Source organism: Bradyrhizobium sp. U87765 SZCCT0048 (assembly GCF_018131225.1).
Classification (GTDB): domain Bacteria; phylum Pseudomonadota; class Alphaproteobacteria; order Rhizobiales; family Xanthobacteraceae; genus Bradyrhizobium_A.
The window spans coordinates 489,810-506,921 of the sequence record NZ_JAFCMM010000002.1 but is presented as its reverse complement, the minus strand read 5'-3'; the positions used below and the strand labels follow the sequence as shown (position 1 = coordinate 506,921).

Here is a 17,112-nt window from a genome sequence, read left to right as displayed (position 1 = left end):
ATGAAACGTCTTCTCACCTCAGTCGCCGCTGCCGCTCTTGCCGTCGGAATGTCGGGTGTCGCATCGGCCGAGCCGATCAAGAACATCGTCCTGGTTCACGGCGCGTTCGCCGACGGTTCGGGATGGCGCGCGGTCACCGACATCCTCGAGCGCGACGGCTATTCGGTTTCAATCGTGCAGGAGCCGGAAACGTCGCTCGCGGACGACGCCGCGGCCACCAAGCGGATCATCGAGCGCGTGAACGCCCCGCTGATCCTCGTTGGTCACAGCTACGGCGGCGCCGTGATCACCCAGGCGGGCAACGAGCCGCAGGTACGTGGCCTCGTCTATATCGCGGCCTTCCAGCCGGACAGCGGCGAGACCCTTGGTGGCCTGCTGAAGCAGAAGCCGCCGGCCGCGAACAGCGCTGTGCCCGCCGGTGAAGGCTATGTCATCGTCGATCCGAAGTCGTTCCACGCGGACTTCGCCGCCGACGTTCCGGCCAGGGAAGCGCACTTCATGGCGATCTCCCAGGTCCCGATCAGCGTCACCGGCTTCGGGACCGCGATCACCAACGCCGCGTGGCACAACAAGCCCAGCTGGTATGCAGTCGCGACGGAAGACCGCATGATCAATCCGGATCTCGAGCGCTTCATGGCCAAGCGCGCAGGCAGCACCACGGTCGAGGTCAAGGGCAGTCACGCCATCTATCTGTCGCAGCCCCAGGCCGTTGCGAACCTGATCGAACGTGCGGCCAAAGATGCGAAGTAGGCCCCGATGACAATCTGCCGGATCTGCGCCGCGTCCGTCACGGCGCAGATCCCTTCTTTCTGTTACGATCCGCGCAGCATCGTCCGGCACAGATCCATCGCCCGTTGAACGGCGGGGAGCTGGCGGCGGCCGCGCGGATAGATCAGGGCAAGCCGTTCCGGTGCCGGCAGCAGCGCCACCGGGTAGGTGACAAACCCGGGGCGGGGCGTATCGTGCGCATGGACCGGCAGCAGTCCGAGGCCGACGTTGCGTGCAACGAGCGTGTAGATCGCGGAGATATCCGTCGAGTCCGCCACGACGGAACACGAGACGCCGGCGGTCGCAAACGCCGTCATGATGCGGTCGTAGATGCCGCCGCCCGCGCGCCGGCGCAGCAGGATCAGGGGGACATCCCCGAGCGCGTCGGGCTTGATGTCGCCGTTCGTCTGCCAGCGATCGTCGCCTTCGCGGCACAACAGGACGATATTCAGCGACGCCAGCGCTTCGACGCCCAGTCCGGAATTCGCGACGGGCATGTGGGTGAGCGCGAAGTCCAGCTGTCGCTCCTCCACCATCATTTCGAGGAGCTGCGGTTCGCCCTGCTGGAGGGAGAAGCTCACCGCGATGCCCTCCTCGCGCAGCCCCGCGACCATCGCCGTGATGATCTCAAGCGAGACCTGCGTGAATCCGACCCGCAGCCGGGCGGTGAATCCACGCCCGATCGCACGCATGTCCTGGTCGAGCGCGGAGGCGCCGCCGAGCAGCTCTGCGGCGCGCTCGTAAAGCGCGCGGCCCGTATCCGTGACCGCGAGGCCACGGCCCGAACGCTCGAACAGCGATACGCCCCATTCGCTCTCCAGCTGCTTGATCGCCGTGCTGAGGTTGGGCTGCGCGATCCGCAGCACATCCGCGGCTGCGGCCAGCGAACGGTGCTCGACCACGGCGCGGAAATACGCAAGCTGTCTGAGATTCATGGAGGGCTCAAAACGACGTCCGGTCGGACTGCTGATAACGGCATATCCTACCGCAAGCCTTTCTGACTTGAAGTGAAAAGTCAAAAGGCCGCGCGCCGCGCCGATTGGCTGCGGATGCATCACGCCAGGCCCGGAATGATACCGCCGACCACTTCAATATTGAGCTTGCTGCGTTTGTCGATAACATGCCCGGTATCCAACCGGCCATGGCGAGCTGTGCGGTGGTGCTGGGTTCGGCGGTCGGCGCGATGGCGGATTGAGCAGCAGGGGTCGGCTATGGGCGGTTCGAACTATCTCCGGTGGGGGATTGGCGGCGGTGTTGTCGTGGCGCTGGCCGTCCTGCTCTGGTTCGCGACGCGGCCGCCACCGCTGACGGTACAGGGTGAGGTGTCCGCCGACCGTGTCGACCTCAGCCCACGCGTCAGCGGCCGGGTCGCGAAGCTCAGCGCCAATGTCGGCGACACGGCGAAGAAGGGCGCAACGCTCGCCGAACTGCAGAGCCCGCAGCTCGCGGCCGCGCTTGTGTCCGCCGAGGCTGCGCTGGCTGTCGCCAAGGCCGATCTTGACCGGGTCAACAGCACGCGCCCCGAGACGATCGCCGCCCGCACGGCGGAGGTCGCCGCGGCGCAGGCCGATATCGTTCTCTATCAGGAGGCCTATGACCGGCAGGCCCAGCTGGTCAAGACCGGCAGCACGCCGCAATCGCGCTTCGATGAGTCAACGCGCAATCTCGAAGCCGCGATCCGCAAGAAGGAATCGGCGGAAGCCGCCCTCCAGCTCGCCACCAGAGGCGCGAGCCCCGAGGAACGCGCGCTGGCGGCGGCGCAGGTCAAGCAGGCCGAGGCGTCGCTCAATCAGCGCGAGGCCGATGTCGCCGAGCTTGTCATCCGTTCGCCGATCGACGGCCAGGTGACGACGCGCGCTGCGGAGCTCGGCGAGAACTTCAGCGCCGGCGCGCCGATGTTCTCCCTCATCGACATGAACAATCTCTGGTTCACGTTCAACCTGCGCGAGGATCTGCTGGCCGGGCTCAAGATCGGCGACACCTTCACGGTCACCGTGCCGGCGCTGGCGCAGAAGCAGATTCCTGTCCGTGTCACGGTCATCAACGTGCAGGGGCAGTACGCCACCTGGCGCGCCACGCGGGCGACCGGCGACTTCGATCTGCGCACCTTCGAAGTGCGCGCCGTGCCGGCCGCCCCCGTCGATGGCCTGCGCCCGGGGATGAGCGGCATCGTCGCATGGACGCGGGCGCGCTAACATGCGGCTCCCGGACGGATTGCGACCAGGCTTCTGGCTGGTGTTCTGGCGAGAGATCGGGTGGCTCGCGCGCCGGCCGTTCCTGCTGGCGCTGACCACGCTGGTGCCGCTGGCGATGATGGGGGTGATGACGGCGATCTTCAGCGCCGGGCTTGCCACGCGCCTTCCGATCGGCGTGCTCGATCTCGACGGCAGCAACCTGTCACGCTCGCTGGTGCGGATCGTGGATGCGACGCCCGATGCGGCCGTGGCGCAGCGGGTCGGCGAACTGGCGGAAGGGCGTCAGCTGATCCTGTCGGGCAAGATCCACGGGCTGTTGATGCTGCCGCGCAACCTGGAGCGCGATGTCATCGCCGGCCGTCAGCCCGAGGTCGTGTTCTTCTACAACACCCAGACCATGACGTCGGGCAACCTGGTGCTGCGCGGCGTCAGCAGCGGCATCCTGACCGCGGCGGCGGGCATTCGCCTGACACTGCGGACGGCGCAGGGTGCGCCGGTCGATGCGGCGCAGGCCGATCTCACGCCCATTCCGGTGCAGGCGCATCCGCTGTTCAATCCGACGCTCAACTATGCGCACTTCCTGCTCGCGGCCTTGCTGCCCAGCATCCTGCAGATCGTGATCGTGACGACGTCGGCCTATTCGGTCGGCCTCGATTTCGAGACGCCGCATCGCTTTCGCATCCTGCGGCGGCTCGGGGGCGGCCTGTGGCCGGCGATGGCCGGCAAGATCGTTCCCTACACCATCATCTTCCTCATGATCCTCGGCATCGGCGATGCCGTGCTGTTCGGCATTCTCGACCTGCCGCTGCGGGGCCGGAGCTGGCTGCTGGTGCTGGCGGGAATCCTTTTCATTCTCGCCTGCCAGTTTCTCGGTGCGCTGCTGGCGCTGTTCCTGAAGCCGATGGGCAGCGCGATCAGCATCGGTACGCTGCTGACCGCGCCGGCGTTCGGCTACATGGGCATCGGCTTTCCACGGCTCGGCATGAATGCGTTCGCCTCGGCATGGGGCGCGCTGTTGCCAGGCACGTGGTATCTCACGGCGCGGATCGATCAGACCATCCGCGGCACGCCGCTCGATCTGTCGTGGAAGCCGGTTCTCATCCTCGCCGCCTTCGTCGTCGGCTTTGCCGGCCTGACGGCGCTACGGCTCGAAAGCCTGCGGGCGCGGGCGTCGGCCGCTGCGGTATCGGCGGTGCCGCAGGAGGCGGTGTAATGGCGGGCATCGTCGCGGTTCTTGTGCACGAGCTGAGGCGGGTGTTCACGCTGCGGCCGGTGTTCTCCGTGCTGGTGCTCGGCGTCGCGATCTACACGGTGTTCTATCCGCAGCCCTATGTGAACGAGGCCCTGCGCAACATTCCCATCGCCATCGTCGATCAGGACGGCACGATCGGCAGCAGGGATCTCGCCCGCCGTATCGACGCCACGTCCGACGTCGCCGTCGCCCTCGTGCTGCCGGATCTGCCGAGCGCGGAGCGCGAAGTGTACAAACGCACGATCTCAGGCGTGGTGGTGATCCCGAAATACTTCGAGCGCGACCTGCTGTATGGCCGTCCGTCGCCGATCGCCGTCTATGCCGACGCGAGCTATTTTCTGATCTACCAGCGCATCTCGCAGGGCGTGTCGGCGGTGGCCCAGACGATGGGGGCCGAGATCGAGGCCGGCCGACTGGTCGGCTTCGGTATCGATCCGACCATCGCTGTCGCCGCCACCGCGCCGCTGCGGCTGACGGCGGTGCCGCTGTTCAATCCGCAGGGCGGTTACGCCACATATCTGTTGCCGGCGGCGTTCGTTCTCATCGTCCAGCAGACGCTGCTCATCGGCGTCGGCCTGCTCGGCACGCTCGGCGGCGACCGTTCGCCGCGTCTGCCGTCGGGGGCGGCCGCACCCGGGCCGATCGTGACATTCGTCGGCAAGAGTCTCGCCTACCTGCTCCTCCAGGCCGTCATCCTGCCGCTCTATCTTGTCGTGCTGCCTTATCTCTATGGCCTGCCGCGGCTCGGATCGCTCGTGAGCCTGGCCGTGCTCGCCCTGCCGTTCGTGCTGTCGGTCAGTTCGCTGGGCATGCTGCTGTCGGCACTGTTTCGCACTGCGCTTGGCGTGCAACTCGCATCGGCCTCCATCGGCCTGCCGTTCTTCTTCCTTGCCGGCTTTTCATGGCCGACCGAAGCGATGCCTGACGCCATCCGCCTTCTCGCTCGTTTCGTTCCCAGCACGTCGGCCATCGACGGCTTCGTGAGGCTGTCGCAGCTGGGGGCGTCGCTCTACGACGTACGGCCGCAGCTGCTGACGCTGTGGGGGCTGGCGATCGTCTACGGCACGATCGCGGTTGTGGTCGAATCCCGCACGCGCCTTCCCGTCGTGGCGTCAGCCTAACGCTCGCTCGTTCTTCGTTTGACGAAATCGCGTGCGACCGCCACGCGGCCGTGCCGATGGCCGAGACGCGCGGCATGGGGTCGAGCCGCACCAGACGCGGACAACAAAGATCCTCTCTGGTGCGGCAGGCGAGGCATTTGTTCGGCGAGATCGCCTGCAATTGAAATCATCATCTTATTTTTCCGCCTGCATTGACTTGACGAGGGCTGGATGACGATCTGGCGGCTTCACTGTCGGAAGTCTGCAGGTCGCAAGACCAGATTCGAGGGAGCATGGCGTCGTTTCGCGATCGCAAGCCGAACAGGCGGGATCTGCTGGCGCTGGGGGTGGGTGCAGGGGCTGCGGCGCTCGCTGCGGGCCGCAGCCGCGCCGAGGCGCCGGCGCGACCGGACGTCGTGCGCATCGGTTATCTGACGGCGGCCCGAGCCTGGGTCATCGGCAAGACCGACGGCAGCTTCGACAAGGCGCTCGGGACCAGAGTCGAGTGGGTGCCGTTTCCGGCGGGCGGACCGGCGCTTGCACTGCTGGCGGCCAGGCAGATCGACTTTGCTATCTTCGGCAACACGCCGATCGTGGCCGGCCTGTCGCGCAACCTGCCAATTCAGCTTCTCGGCTCGCCGGAGATCGTTGCCACCAGCGAGCGCCTCATCGCCAAGCCCGGCATCACGTCCGTGAAGGAGCTGGAAGGCAAGCGCATCGCGGTGGCGCCGTCGTCGACGATGGCGTTCGCCCTCGAGGCACTGATCCGCATCAACAAGCTCGATGGCGGCAAGATCCGGCGGCTGCCGCTGGCCCAGCCGGAAACGATCGCGGCCTGGAAGCGCGGCGATATCGACGCGACCTATATCAACGGACCATTCTGGGGCGAATTGCTTGCCGATGGCGGACGGCAGTTGCTGGTGTCCGAGCAACTGCAGCCGCATGGCGTCTTTGTCTGGAACAGCGCCGTGGTGCGAACGGAGTTTGCGGAGCGCCATCCCGATACGGTGGTCACGTGGCTGCAGACGGTGCAGGCGCAGTTCGAGCGCTACAAGGCCGATCCCGATGGTGTCTCCCGAGTCCTGGCGAAGGACTTCGGCGCGCCGTTCGAGGCTGTGCGCGATACCCTGGCGGGCCTGCGCTATCCGTCCTTCAAGGAGCAGCTCGGCCCGAACTACTGGGGCGATGGCCCGGCGGCGGCCGGGAATGCGCCCTTGATCAAGGCGCTGGCCGATGCCGCGTCCTTCCTGGCTGATACCGGCGAGATCAAGCGCGAGACCATCCCCGCCTCGTTCGTACCGGCGGTCAATTACGCGCTGCTTCGCCGCGCGTTTCCGGCTTGAGTGAACGCAATTCCGTTCGGCGAGTCCTGATCGGCGGCGCTGCCGTGATCGGCGCGACGCTGCTATGGGAGTTCGCGGGGCGGAGCGGGCTGGTCGACACGTTGCTGCTGCCGCCGCCGTCGGAAATTCTCGCGACCGCGCTCGACCTCCTGCGCAACGGCTATCGCCAGACCCCGTTGTGGGGGCATCTGGCCTTGAGCCTGGCGCGGGCGCTTGGCGCCTTTGCCGCCGCCACCGCGGTCGGCGTGCCGCTCGGCATTGCCATGGGAATGGTCCCCACCTTCGGTGCCGTGCTCGATCCCTTCGTCCAGTTCTTGCGGCCGCTGCCCAAGCTCGCGCTCATTCCGCTGGTCATCCTGTGGTTCGGGATCGGTGAGACGTCGAAAGTGCTGTTGATCTTCATCTCGGCCCTGCTCAGCATCGTCGTCGGGGCGGCGGCCGCGGTCGGCAATGTCCAGCGGCAGCGGATCCGCGCCGGCCAGGCGCTCGGCGCCCATGGGCTGGCGTTGTTTCGCTATGTGATCCTGCCGCACATCGTACCGGAGCTGTTTGTGACGCTGCGCCTGTCGTTCGGCATCGGCTGGACGACGCTGATCGCGGCCGAGATGATCGCGTCCGATGCAGGGATCGGCTGGATGGTGGTCAATGCCGGCGCCTATCTGCGTACGGACATCGTCATGCTGGGCATCGTTCTGCTCGGCGGCACCGGCTATGCGCTCGATCTCGCGCTGGTCGGTCTGCAGCGATGGACTGCGCCCTGGGCGGGGCGGGCCTGATCGTGGTGTCCCCGCCCTTCATCGCGCTGGCTGATGTCGAGAAGCGCTTCGATGATCGCCGGACAGGCCGCACGACGCAGGCGCTCGCCGGTCTGTCGCTGACGGTCGATGAGGGCGAATTCGTCTGCCTGCTCGGGCCGAGCGGCTGCGGCAAGTCCACGGTTCTCGACCTGCTCGCGGGATTCGAACGGCCGACGCAGGGCCGCGTGACGATCGGTGGTCAGCCGGTGGGGCGGCCGGATCCCGATCGCGGGATGGTGTTTCAGGATGCGACGCTGTTCCCGTGGCTGTCGGTGCTCGACAACATCACCTTTGCGCCGCGCCTCGCGGGGCGTCCGGCTGCCGACTACCGGGCGCGGGCGCAGGAGCTGATCGATGTCATGGGGCTTCGCGGCTTCGAGCGCCATGCGGTCTACGAGCTGTCGGGCGGGATGCGCCAGCGCGTCGCCATTGCCCGTGCCTGGATCTCGCAGCCCCTCCTGCTGCTGATGGATGAGCCGTTCGGTGCCCTCGATGCGCAGACGCGCCTCGATATGCAGGAGTTGCTGTTGGCCGCGCGCGACCGCAACCGCGCCACGGTGCTGTTCGTGACCCACGATGTCGAGGAAGCGCTGCTGCTGGCGGACCGCATCGCCATCATGAGCCATCGGCCCGGCCGGATCGTGAGCGAACTGGTCGTCCCCTATCCGCGGCCACGTACCTATGAGGAGATCATCGGAACGCAGCAGTTCGGCGAACTCAAGCGTTCGATCGTTGCGATGCTGCGCAGGGAAGCGCCGACGGCCGCGGCGCTTCCGCCCGCGGACCACGGCAGGGTCTAGCGCAAGCACCTGCCGCGGCGACGTCGTGCGAATGCCGCCGCCGCGTTCATGCCAGCCGGTAGACGCTGCCTTCGTCGACGCGGACCCGCCCAGCGGCGATGAGCTCGGTGAGATGCTCCGAAATCGTCCACGCCTCGGCGTCGTCGACCCACGGGCTGTCATAGGTCGGCGGATAGAGCAGCCGCTGCTTGACCAACTGCGCCAGCGTCTTCGGGCCTTCGCCGAGCATGGCGATGAGGCGCTCGTTGCGCTCGTCGAGCTTGGCGGTGTAGGCGGCGAGATCCTCCAGGAAGCGCGCGCGATCGGTATAGACGCCGCGGTGATGGGCAGTGACCCACACCGTCGCCGGAATCTCCGGCAGCATCTTCAGGCTGCGGCGGAAATCGCGAAGGCTCGAACTCGCGTCGCCATAGTACGGCCCGAAGCCTGTCAGGTCGATGTCGCCGATGAACGCGACGCCTTCCGGCTCGACCAGCAGCACGCAGTGGCCGGCGGTGTGACCCGGCGCGTGGAACGCGCGCACCCGTATGCCGCCGCCGAGATCCCATGACGCGCCGTCCGCATATCCCTGTGCATCGGGCCGAGGCGCGTAGAACAGCTCGTGCTGGAAGCGCGTCAGCATCTGCGCGATGCGCGCCTCGTCGCTGACGCCGAATGCCGCCACCAGGCCGTCCCAGCTGCGCGCGGCGGCGAGATCGTCCTCGTGCACATGCACGGCGGCTCTGGGCAGGCGGTGCAGGCCGGCCATGTGGTCTTCATGGATATGGCCCATGATCACCAGCTCGGTGGCGTCGAACTCGGGGCCGATCGAGTTGGACACCAGCGGAGCATCGAACGCCGCGCGCACGTCCGCGCCGCGAACGATCACCTGATTGCCATCGGGGTACTTGCCGTTCTTCTCGCCGAAGAACACGGAGACAGGGCCGAAGTCCGCGCGCTTGATGGGCGCGCGCATTCCCGGCTGGGAGGCAGCAGACGTCAACTCAAAAATCCTCCCCTTAAGCCATTCCCCGGCGCGGTTGGCGCCGCCGCAGCCGTCGGGGCCGGCAATCCCGCGGCTTTCCCGTCGATCATGTCACCGGGTATTCCATCCGCCGGAAGACGCCGGGCTTCCCGATGATCATCGCCGGGCAGACTCAACGACGCGGCATGAAAATGCAAGACTTGCTTCGTCCGGCTCGCGGTGCCGTCAAAAAGGTTTGTCGCGTCATCCTCTGTCATCGATCGGAACCTGGCAGGTGCGACCGGCCGTCAGCCGCACCGTCGACCGGCTGGCGATCGACATCATGGGCCGGATCTTCGGCGGGGATGATTGTCCACTCGGGATGACGGCGGCCGAGCAGAGCGACGACTTCGCGCCGGAAGCTGCCGTCGGCGAGATCGCCGGCCCATGCCGCCCGATGCGTCAGGGCGGGAGTGATGCCGGCGACGGCGGCCGTATGCAGGACGTGGCGGCGGGAACGATCGGGCATCGGTGCGCCTTGCCGGAATCGTTTACCGTGTGCCGGTTCTGGCGACGGCTGGAAGTGCCGCAAACGCATTGCATCGCAGGCGACTTCGTCGCGCGGCTGTCGCTTCAGCGCTGCACGAGCTGATGCAGCAGATTGTCCGTTGTCGGCGCTGTTCCCGTTTCGAGCAGCCAGGCTTCGGCACGCTTGCGGATCTCGCCGGGCGTCAGGCCGAACTTCTGGCGGAACGCGCGCACGAACGTGGAATCGCTTGCGAATTGCAGATCTACAGCAAGATCGATCAGGCGCCTGCCGTGGGATGGCGACGCGATCAGCAGCGTCAGCGCACGGTTGAGCCGCTGCTCCTGGACGTAGTGCGCAAAGCCGCCATCGGCCTCAAAAAGGCGGTAGAGGCTCGCGCGCGAAATCTGGAAGCGCTGGCAGAGATCCTGGACGGTGAGCGCTGCGCTCTCGAGGTGTCCGGCGATGTGGCGCTTGATCGTCGCGAGATAGAGGTGGCGCTCGGCGCCGTCGATGCCTCGCTCGGTGTCGGCCGTGCATCCGGCGACGACGGCGATGACGTCGGCCATCGCGGCGACCGTCGCTTCAGCGCCGGCTTCCGGCTCTTCGAGGCGCCACAGCGCGTCGAACTGGTCGGCGAGAAGGCGCGCATGGGGATGGTTGGCCGGCAGGGTGGCCATGGCCGAATCCGGGTGGGCGAGCCGCGGCGCCAGCAAGGCGCGCGGCACGATGAGTGTCATCAGGCGTGTACGGCCGCCATGCGCCGCCGTCAGCACCGTCCGGTTCGGCGATGCCATGTCGAGGAGGCCGATGTCGCCGGGCCGCAGCGTCAGCTCGCGACGCCCGGAGCTGAACCACATCTCTCCGGCCAGGCACAGGGTGATGTGGTAGTGGTCGAGGCCTCCGCGGGCGATGTGCGCGGGCGTTCGGTCGTATTCCAGCGCGGTGACGGATGAATCCACCAGCAAGGCGTTGCCGGTCATCTGCGTCACGGTCGTAATATGGAATTCGGCCTCGGCGGTGCGGGGAATGACATCGCAGATGTCGACCGTCGCGGCGCGCAGCAACGCCAGCGCGTGCGCCCCGCGCTCGGGATCATCAGCCACTTTGCTGTCGTTCACAGGAAAGCGCCCCACACCACCACAGGTGGGATGTAGCCATCCCGACATCGCTGTGCAAGCGGCAGTGTCGGGCGAAATGAGGGGACGTGGGGCCAGTCGGGCCTGGAAGCCCCGCCAGTCGGCGACCAATCGGGGGCATCCCGTCCGATGTGCCGTGGCTGCATCACCGGGCATGGGAAATCGGCGGCTGAGACACCAGGCACATTATGTGGACGGCTGGCCTGCTATGGCCTTGAGCGACCTGCGTGCCGCCATCCCTTGTTCGATTTTCGTTCGAGACGCTCATGACAAACCGACCGGTTCTGCCACTGCTGTCAGCACTTGCCTGGCCGCCTTTACCTGGACACTCGGGGAGCACGTTCAGTCATCGTCTGATGCGGGCCGGCGTCGCATTGATCGCCTCGTGCTTCCTTGGCTGTGCGGCCGCGCATGCGCAATGTGCGGGCAATACCTGCACCGTCACCATCGCGAGCGATCCGGGCACGACGTCGGACGGGACGACCGGCGCCGCCGGGACGCTGAGCTATGCGCTCGCCTATGCCAATGCGCAGTCCTCGCCGGTGACCATCAACATCGCGACCAGCGTCACCCTGTCCGGCGCGTTGTCGCCGATCCTCAACTCGGTGACGATCAATGGCAACGGCAACACGATCAGCGGCAGCGGCTCGCAGCGTATCTTTCTCGTCGGCGTCGACAGTGCAACCCAGGCCAGCGCGGCCGTTGCCGGCTCGATCGTTGCGCAGACCCAGAACGTCGCCCTCAACAACCTGACCCTTGCCAATGCCGTTGCGCAAGGCGGTGCCGGCGGCGGCGGTGGCGGCGGTGGGATGGGCGCCGGTGGCGCGCTGTTCGTCAATCAATCAGGAAATGTGACCCTGTCCGGCGTCTCATTCAGCAGCAACAGCGCCATCGGCGGTGCCGGTGCCACGGGGACGAGCGGGGGTGGTGGCGGCCTCGGCGGAGCCGGGGGGGCGACAAACTCCAGTGGTCTCAATGGCGGTGGCGGCGGTGGCTTGTATGGTGCCGGAGGCGGCGGCTCCGGCAACGGCTCCGCGGGTGGTGGCGGCGTTTTCGGCGCCGGCGGCATCGGATATCCGGCCGGCGGTGGCGGTGGCGGATACACCGGCGCCGGCGGTAGCCTCACCGCCAATGGGCAGAACGGCGGCCTCGGCATCGGCGGTCTCGCCGCTCAGCGCGGTGGAAACGGCTATGGCACGACGGGCGGCGCCCAAGGCGGTGGTGGCGGTGGCAGCGGCCAGGATGCCTTCGGCTTCGGCGGCTCTGGCGGCGGTGGATTTGGTGGCCAGGCAGGCAACCCGACGCAAGGGGGGAACGGCGGGTTCGGCGGCGGTGGCGGCGGACCGAACGGGACCACGGCCGGTACTGCGGGCGGCTTCGGCGGGGGCGGCAGCGGTGCGGTTGGCTTTGTCACGGGAGGCAAGGGCGGCTTCGGCGGCGGCGGCGGCGGCATCGGCGGCAACGGATTTGGCGGCACCGGCGGAAATGGTGGATACGGCGGAGGAGGTGGCGCCGCCGGTTTCGGGTCCACAACGGGCGTGGGAGGCAATGGTGGCTTCGGCGCGGGCGGTGGCAGCGGTCCCATTGCAGGGCAGGCCGGATTTGGTGCCGGCAATGGCGGCTCGGCCGCGGGAGGCGGCGGCGGCGCCATGGGGGGCGCCGTCTTTGTCGCCAAGGGCGGCACGCTGACCATCAACGGCAGCGGCGGCGTCACGGGCAACACCGCGACGGGTGGTTCAGGCGCCAACACGGGCTCCGCCTTCGGCGCGGGCTTTTTCCTGCAGGGCTCGGCGCTGACGATCGGCGCCGGCAACTACACGATCTCCGATGCCATCGCCGATCAAAATGGCTCGGGCGGCGCTGCCGCCGCGGATGGGCTCGGCGGCACCGGCGGGCAGAGCGCGCTCACCAAGAGCGGCAGCGGCACCCTGACGCTGTCGGGCGCCAACACCTTCAGCGGCGGCACGACCATCAACGAAGGCAGTACCCTGGTCGTCGGCAACAGCCAGGCGCTCGGAAGCGGCACGCTGGCGCTCAATGGCGGCGCCGCCGGCGTCACCGTGAACTTCAACGGCAGTTTTGTGATCGGCAACAGCATCGTCGCGACCGGCGATCCGACCTACAACGTGCTCACCGGCAGCACCACAAGCCTGACCGGCGTGCTGTCCGGCTCCGGCGATGTCGTCGTCAATGCTGCGGGCGGCTATGCCGGCACGCTGGTTCTCTCCGGCCTCAATACGTATCGCGGGCCGACCACGGTGATCGCGGGCACGCTGCAAGCCGGCTCGACCAGCGCCTTTGGCACCAACTCGGCGATGACCGTCGCCGGCGGCGCGGTGCTCGATCTCTCCGGTTTTTCCAATGCCGTCGGTTCGTTGACAGGCTCCGGCACCGTCACCAACAGCGGCAGCGCGGCGATCCTCACCGCGGGAGGCGACAACACCTCGACGGTGTTCTCCGGCCTGATCCAGAACGGCGCCGGGACGACGGGGCTGACCAAGACGGGTAGCGGCGTGCTCGATCTCACCGGCGTCAACACCTATTCCGGCGCGACGACGGTCAGCGCGGGCATACTGCAGGTCGACGGATCGACCGCATCGTCGAGCCTGACGACGGTCGCGAGCGGGGCGGTGCTCAGCGGCAGCGGCACCGTCGGCGCGACCACGATCGCCGGCGGCGGCATACTCGCGCCGGGCAACGGTTCCTCGGTTGCCACGCTCGCCGTTGGCGGCAATCTCGCGCTGCAGTCCGGCGCGATCTACCTGGCGCTGCTCACGCCCGCGGCCGCTTCGCGGGTGGCGGTCACGGGCACCGCGACGATCAACGGCGCCACGCTGGGCGCAAGTTTTACGACCGGAAGCTATGTCGCCAAGCGCTACACGATCCTGACCGCCACCGGGGGTGTCAGCGGCACGTTCGGAACGCTGGCGACATTGGGGACGCCGGCCAACTTCCGCCCGAGCCTCAGCTACGATGCCAACGACGTCTATCTCGACCTGTCGCTGAGGTTTGCGCTGCCATCCGGCCTCAACCGCAACCAGCAACAGGTCGCCGATGCGCTGACGGGATTTTTCAATGCCACGGGGGGCATCGCCGCGGCGTATGGCGCATTGACGCCGATGGGCCTGACGCAGGCCTCCGGCGAAACGGTTACCGGCGTGCAGCAGACGACTTTCAACGCCATGAACCAGTTTCTCGGTCTCCTGGGTGATCCCTTTGTCGATGGCCGCGGGACGGCTGGCGGCGCTCCGTTGTCGTTCGCCGACGACGCGATGGCGTATGCCGGCGCGAGACGCGGCGCAGCCGAGCGCGAAGCCCTGGGCATGATCACCAAGGCGCCGCCGCAGGATGGGCTGGTGTCGCGCTGGAATGTGTGGGCCGCCGGCTATGGCGGCACGCAGACCACCGACGGCAACGGCGCCGTGGGATCGAACACCGCCACCAGCCGGGTGTTCGGCACCGCGGTCGGCGCCGACTATCGCTTCTCACCCAATACCGTTGCGGGTTTCGCGCTCGCCGGTGGCGGCACGAGCTTCAGTGTGGCCAATGGCGGCTCCGGCCGTTCCGATCTGTTTCAGGCCGGCGCATTCGTGCGTCACACGATGGGCGCGGCCTATCTGTCCGGCGCATTGGCGTACGGCTGGCAGGACGTCACCATCAATCGCACGGTCACGGCTGCAGGCGCCGATCAGCTGCAGGGACGCTTCAACGCCGACACCTATGCGGGGCGGATCGAGGGCGGCTACCGCGTCGCGATGCCGTGGCTTGGCGGCGTCGGCCTCACGCCCTATGTCGCCGGCCAGTTCACCACCATCGATCTGCCGGCCTCCGCTGAACGTGTGATCGCGGGCAGCACCGCGTTCGCACTGAACTATAATGGGCGCAGCGTCACCGACACCCGCAGCGAGCTCGGTCTCCGCACTGACAGGTCGTTCGCGCTGGGTGATGCGATCCTGACGCTGCGCGGCCGCGCCGCCTGGGCCCACGACTTCAATCCGGACCGCGCGGTTGCCGCGACCTTCCAGGCGCTGCCGGGCGCCTCGTTCGTGGTGAACGGTGCGGCGCAGGCCCGAGACGCCGCGCTCACCACAGCGGCGGCCGAAATCGCCTGGCGCAACGGCTGGTCCGCGAGCGCGACCTTCGACGGCGAGTTCTCGAACGTCAGTCGCAGCTACGCCGGCAAGGGCGTCGTGCGCTACGCGTGGTAGGCGCCGCGCCTGACGGTTACTCGGCCGCCTCGAAATCGACGAGGTCCGCACCGTCGGACACCTGATCGCCAGCGGCGACGCGGAAGCCCTTGACGACGCCGCGGCGCGGCGCGGTGATGGTGTGCTCCATCTTCATCGCCTCCAGCACCAGTAGCGGCGCGCCCTTGTCCACCGTCGCGCCGACGGCCGCGACCAGGGTGACGACCTTGCCAGGCATCGGCGCGCGCAGGCCGCCTTCGACGTCCTCGCCGCCGCCGCCGACATGCAGCGTGTCGATCAGCGCAAGCGGCCACGAGCGTCCCTCGAAGAACACTTGCCGCCGTTCGCCGGCGACCACGACCACCGCATGGATGCGGCGGTCGCCGAACTGGGCGAACAGCTTGCCGCCCTCCCCGGACGTGCCCTGCGCGGTGACGCTGCGGCCGTTGAGGGTCAGCTGGTAGCCGGTGGTCGACACCACGGCGCCGACATCCTGCTGGACGTCGCGCAGCCGCAGGCTGAGCTGGCGCTCGGCGCGGCCGTTCAGACGCCAGCCATCGAGGCGGCGCCACGGCGAGTGCGGATCAGGCGCCGCGGCCGCCCGCACCGCGGCGACGCGGCGTTCGCGCAGCAGCTCGGCGAGCGCGGCGATCAGCCAGACGTCGTCGGGCACATGATCGGCCGGCGGGAACAGCAGTGCCTGCTCGCGCTCGATCAGCCCGGTGTCGAGCTGGGCGTTGGCGAACGAGGGGATGGCGACGAGCCTGGCGAGGAAGTCGACATTGTTCGACACGCCGACGACGCGGTAATGCGCCAGCGCCTGGCGCAGGCGCGCCAGCGCCTGGGCGCGGTCGACGCCCCACACGATCAGCTTGGCGATCATCGGGTCGTAATAGGGAGTGATCTCGTCCCCCTGCTCGACGCCGGTGTCGACGCGGACATGGTCCTCGTCGGTCGGCGGCACGAGGTGGACGAGGCGGCCGGTCGAAGGCAGGAAGCCCTTGTCGGGATCCTCGGCATAGATGCGCGCCTCGATGGCGTGGCCCTCGATCGCGAGCTGCTCCTGGCGCAGCGGCAACCGCTCGCCGCTCGCCACCCGCAGTTGCCACTCGACGAGGTCGAGGCCCGTGATCATCTCGGTCACCGGATGCTCGACCTGCAGACGGGTGTTCATCTCCATGAAGTAGAAGCTGCCGTCCTGGTTGGCGATGAATTCCACCGTGCCGGCGCCGACATAGCCGACGGCCTTGGCCGCGTTCACCGCCGCCTGGCCCATCGCCGCGCGGCGCTCGGCGGTCATGCCAGGCGCGGGGGCTTCCTCCAGCAGCTTCTGGTGACGGCGCTGCACCGAGCAATCGCGCTCGAACAGGTAGACGCAGTCGCCGAAACTGTCGCCGAACACCTGGATCTCGATGTGGCGGGGCTTGAGCACATACTTCTCGACCAGCACATGGTCGTTGCCGAAGGCGTTGGCCGCCTCGCGCCGGCACGACGTCAGCGCGGCAGCGAAGTCGGCGGGCGCGTCGACACGGCGCATGCCCTTGCCGCCGCCGCCGGCACTCGCCTTGATCAGCACCGGATAGCCGATGTGCCCGGCCTGTTCGGCAAGAAACGCCGGATCCTGGTTGTCGCCGTGATAGCCCGGCGTCAGTGGCACGCTCGCCTTCTCCATCAGCGCCTTGGCAGCCGACTTCGAGCCCATGGCGCGGATCGCGGACGCCGGCGGGCCGATGAAGACGATGCCGGCTTTCTCGCAGGCCTCGGCGAAGCCGTCGTTCTCCGACAGGAAGCCGTAGCCGGGATGGATCGCCTGCGCGCCGGTGCGGCGGGCGGCCTCGAGGATGACGTCGCCGCGCAGGTAGGAGTCGCGCGCCGCCGGCGGCCCGATCAACACCGCTTCGTCAGCCATGCGGACATGGCGGGCATTGGCGTCGGCCTCGGAATACACCGCGACGGTGGCGATGCCGAGCCGCCGCGCCGTCTTGATGACGCGGCAGGCGATCTCGCCGCGATTGGCGATCAGGATCTTGCTGAACATGGGGATGTCTCCACGGCTGGCCCG

13 protein-coding genes are annotated in these 17,112 nt (G+C 68.0%); 9 read left to right on the top strand and 4 right to left on the bottom strand.

Annotation, left to right across the window (positions count from 1 at the left end):
* On the top strand, positions 1 to 750 hold the full coding sequence (locus tag JQ639_RS15420; RefSeq protein WP_211966882.1) for an alpha/beta fold hydrolase: 750 nt from the start codon (positions 1 to 3) through the stop codon (positions 748 to 750).
* A gap of 62 nt (positions 751 to 812) precedes the next feature.
* Here the strand turns inward: JQ639_RS15420 and JQ639_RS15415 are convergent, their stop codons facing one another.
* On the bottom strand, positions 813 to 1,703 hold the full coding sequence (locus tag JQ639_RS15415; protein ID WP_211966883.1) for a LysR family transcriptional regulator: 891 nt from the start codon (positions 1,701 to 1,703) through the stop codon (positions 813 to 815).
* Positions 1,704 to 1,979: 276 nt separating this feature from the next.
* On the opposite strand from JQ639_RS15415, the gene JQ639_RS15410 reads away from it, so the two are divergent.
* From JQ639_RS15410 to JQ639_RS15385, 6 genes are all read left to right on the top strand, one after another.
* Positions 1,980 to 2,963: an HlyD family secretion protein gene (locus JQ639_RS15410; RefSeq protein WP_211966884.1), complete on the top strand. Its 984-nt coding sequence runs from the start codon at positions 1,980 to 1,982 to the stop codon at positions 2,961 to 2,963.
* Position 2,964: 1 nt separating this feature from the next.
* Complete coding sequence (locus tag JQ639_RS15405) at positions 2,965 to 4,176, top strand: ABC transporter permease (protein WP_211966885.1); 1,212 nt, start codon at positions 2,965 to 2,967, stop codon at positions 4,174 to 4,176.
* Entirely contained in the window at positions 4,176 to 5,336 is a 1,161-nt protein-coding gene (locus tag JQ639_RS15400) for an ABC transporter permease (protein WP_211966886.1), read from the top strand. The genes JQ639_RS15405 and JQ639_RS15400 overlap by 1 nt, the downstream gene beginning before the upstream one ends.
* A 272-nt stretch (positions 5,337 to 5,608) precedes the next feature.
* On the top strand, positions 5,609 to 6,658 hold the full coding sequence (locus tag JQ639_RS15395) for a taurine ABC transporter substrate-binding protein (RefSeq protein ID WP_211966887.1): 1,050 nt from the start codon (positions 5,609 to 5,611) through the stop codon (positions 6,656 to 6,658).
* Entirely contained in the window at positions 6,655 to 7,434 is a 780-nt protein-coding gene (locus JQ639_RS15390; protein WP_211966888.1) for an ABC transporter permease, read from the top strand. The genes JQ639_RS15395 and JQ639_RS15390 overlap by 4 nt, the downstream gene beginning before the upstream one ends.
* Positions 7,404 to 8,255 (top strand): ABC transporter ATP-binding protein, encoded by an 852-nt coding sequence (locus JQ639_RS15385; protein ID WP_211966889.1) that lies wholly within the window; start codon positions 7,404 to 7,406, stop codon positions 8,253 to 8,255. The genes JQ639_RS15390 and JQ639_RS15385 overlap by 31 nt, the downstream gene beginning before the upstream one ends.
* 46 nt (positions 8,256 to 8,301) lie before the next feature.
* Here the strand turns inward: JQ639_RS15385 and JQ639_RS15380 are convergent, their stop codons facing one another.
* Positions 8,302 to 9,237: an MBL fold metallo-hydrolase gene (locus JQ639_RS15380; protein WP_249123184.1), complete on the bottom strand. Its 936-nt coding sequence runs from the start codon at positions 9,235 to 9,237 to the stop codon at positions 8,302 to 8,304.
* Positions 9,238 to 9,493: 256 nt separating this feature from the next.
* On the opposite strand from JQ639_RS15380, the gene JQ639_RS15375 reads away from it, so the two are divergent.
* Complete coding sequence (locus JQ639_RS15375; RefSeq protein WP_211966890.1) at positions 9,494 to 9,850, top strand: hypothetical protein; 357 nt, start codon at positions 9,494 to 9,496, stop codon at positions 9,848 to 9,850.
* Here JQ639_RS15375 and JQ639_RS15370 read toward each other — a convergent pair.
* A complete protein-coding gene (locus JQ639_RS15370) occupies positions 9,832 to 10,974 on the bottom strand; it encodes a helix-turn-helix domain-containing protein (protein WP_249123185.1) in 1,143 nt (380 codons plus the stop codon). The two genes, JQ639_RS15375 and JQ639_RS15370, sit on opposite strands and share 19 nt — an antisense overlap.
* A gap of 245 nt (positions 10,975 to 11,219) precedes the next feature.
* Here JQ639_RS15370 and JQ639_RS15365 point away from each other — a divergent pair, with 245 nt between their 5' ends.
* On the top strand, positions 11,220 to 15,071 hold the full coding sequence (locus tag JQ639_RS15365) for an autotransporter domain-containing protein (protein WP_211966891.1): 3,852 nt from the start codon (positions 11,220 to 11,222) through the stop codon (positions 15,069 to 15,071).
* Positions 15,072 to 15,087: 16 nt separating this feature from the next.
* On the opposite strand, the gene JQ639_RS15360 is transcribed toward JQ639_RS15365, so the two are convergent.
* Complete coding sequence (locus tag JQ639_RS15360; RefSeq protein ID WP_249123188.1) at positions 15,088 to 17,088, bottom strand: acetyl/propionyl/methylcrotonyl-CoA carboxylase subunit alpha; 2,001 nt, start codon at positions 17,086 to 17,088, stop codon at positions 15,088 to 15,090.
* Positions 17,089 to 17,112 lie beyond the last annotated feature (24 nt).

What these genes read in the sequence shown, in the direction of transcription:
- JQ639_RS15420 (WP_211966882.1), top strand. Translation starts at nt 1, where the DNA reads ATGAAACGTCTTCTCACCTCAGTCGCCGCTGCCGCTCTTGCCGTCGGA.
- JQ639_RS15415 (WP_211966883.1), bottom strand. Translation starts at nt 1,703, where the DNA reads ATGAATCTCAGACAGCTTGCGTATTTCCGCGCCGTGGTCGAGCACCGT.
- JQ639_RS15410 (WP_211966884.1), top strand. Translation starts at nt 1,980, where the DNA reads ATGGGCGGTTCGAACTATCTCCGGTGGGGGATTGGCGGCGGTGTTGTC.
- JQ639_RS15405 (WP_211966885.1), top strand. Translation starts at nt 2,965, where the DNA reads ATGCGGCTCCCGGACGGATTGCGACCAGGCTTCTGGCTGGTGTTCTGG.
- JQ639_RS15400 (WP_211966886.1), top strand. Translation starts at nt 4,176, where the DNA reads ATGGCGGGCATCGTCGCGGTTCTTGTGCACGAGCTGAGGCGGGTGTTC.
- JQ639_RS15395 (WP_211966887.1), top strand. Translation starts at nt 5,609, where the DNA reads ATGGCGTCGTTTCGCGATCGCAAGCCGAACAGGCGGGATCTGCTGGCG.
- JQ639_RS15385 (WP_211966889.1), top strand. Translation starts at nt 7,404, where the DNA reads ATGGACTGCGCCCTGGGCGGGGCGGGCCTGATCGTGGTGTCCCCGCCC.
- JQ639_RS15365 (WP_211966891.1), top strand. Translation starts at nt 11,220, where the DNA reads ATGCGGGCCGGCGTCGCATTGATCGCCTCGTGCTTCCTTGGCTGTGCG.
- JQ639_RS15360 (WP_249123188.1), bottom strand. Translation starts at nt 17,088, where the DNA reads ATGTTCAGCAAGATCCTGATCGCCAATCGCGGCGAGATCGCCTGCCGC.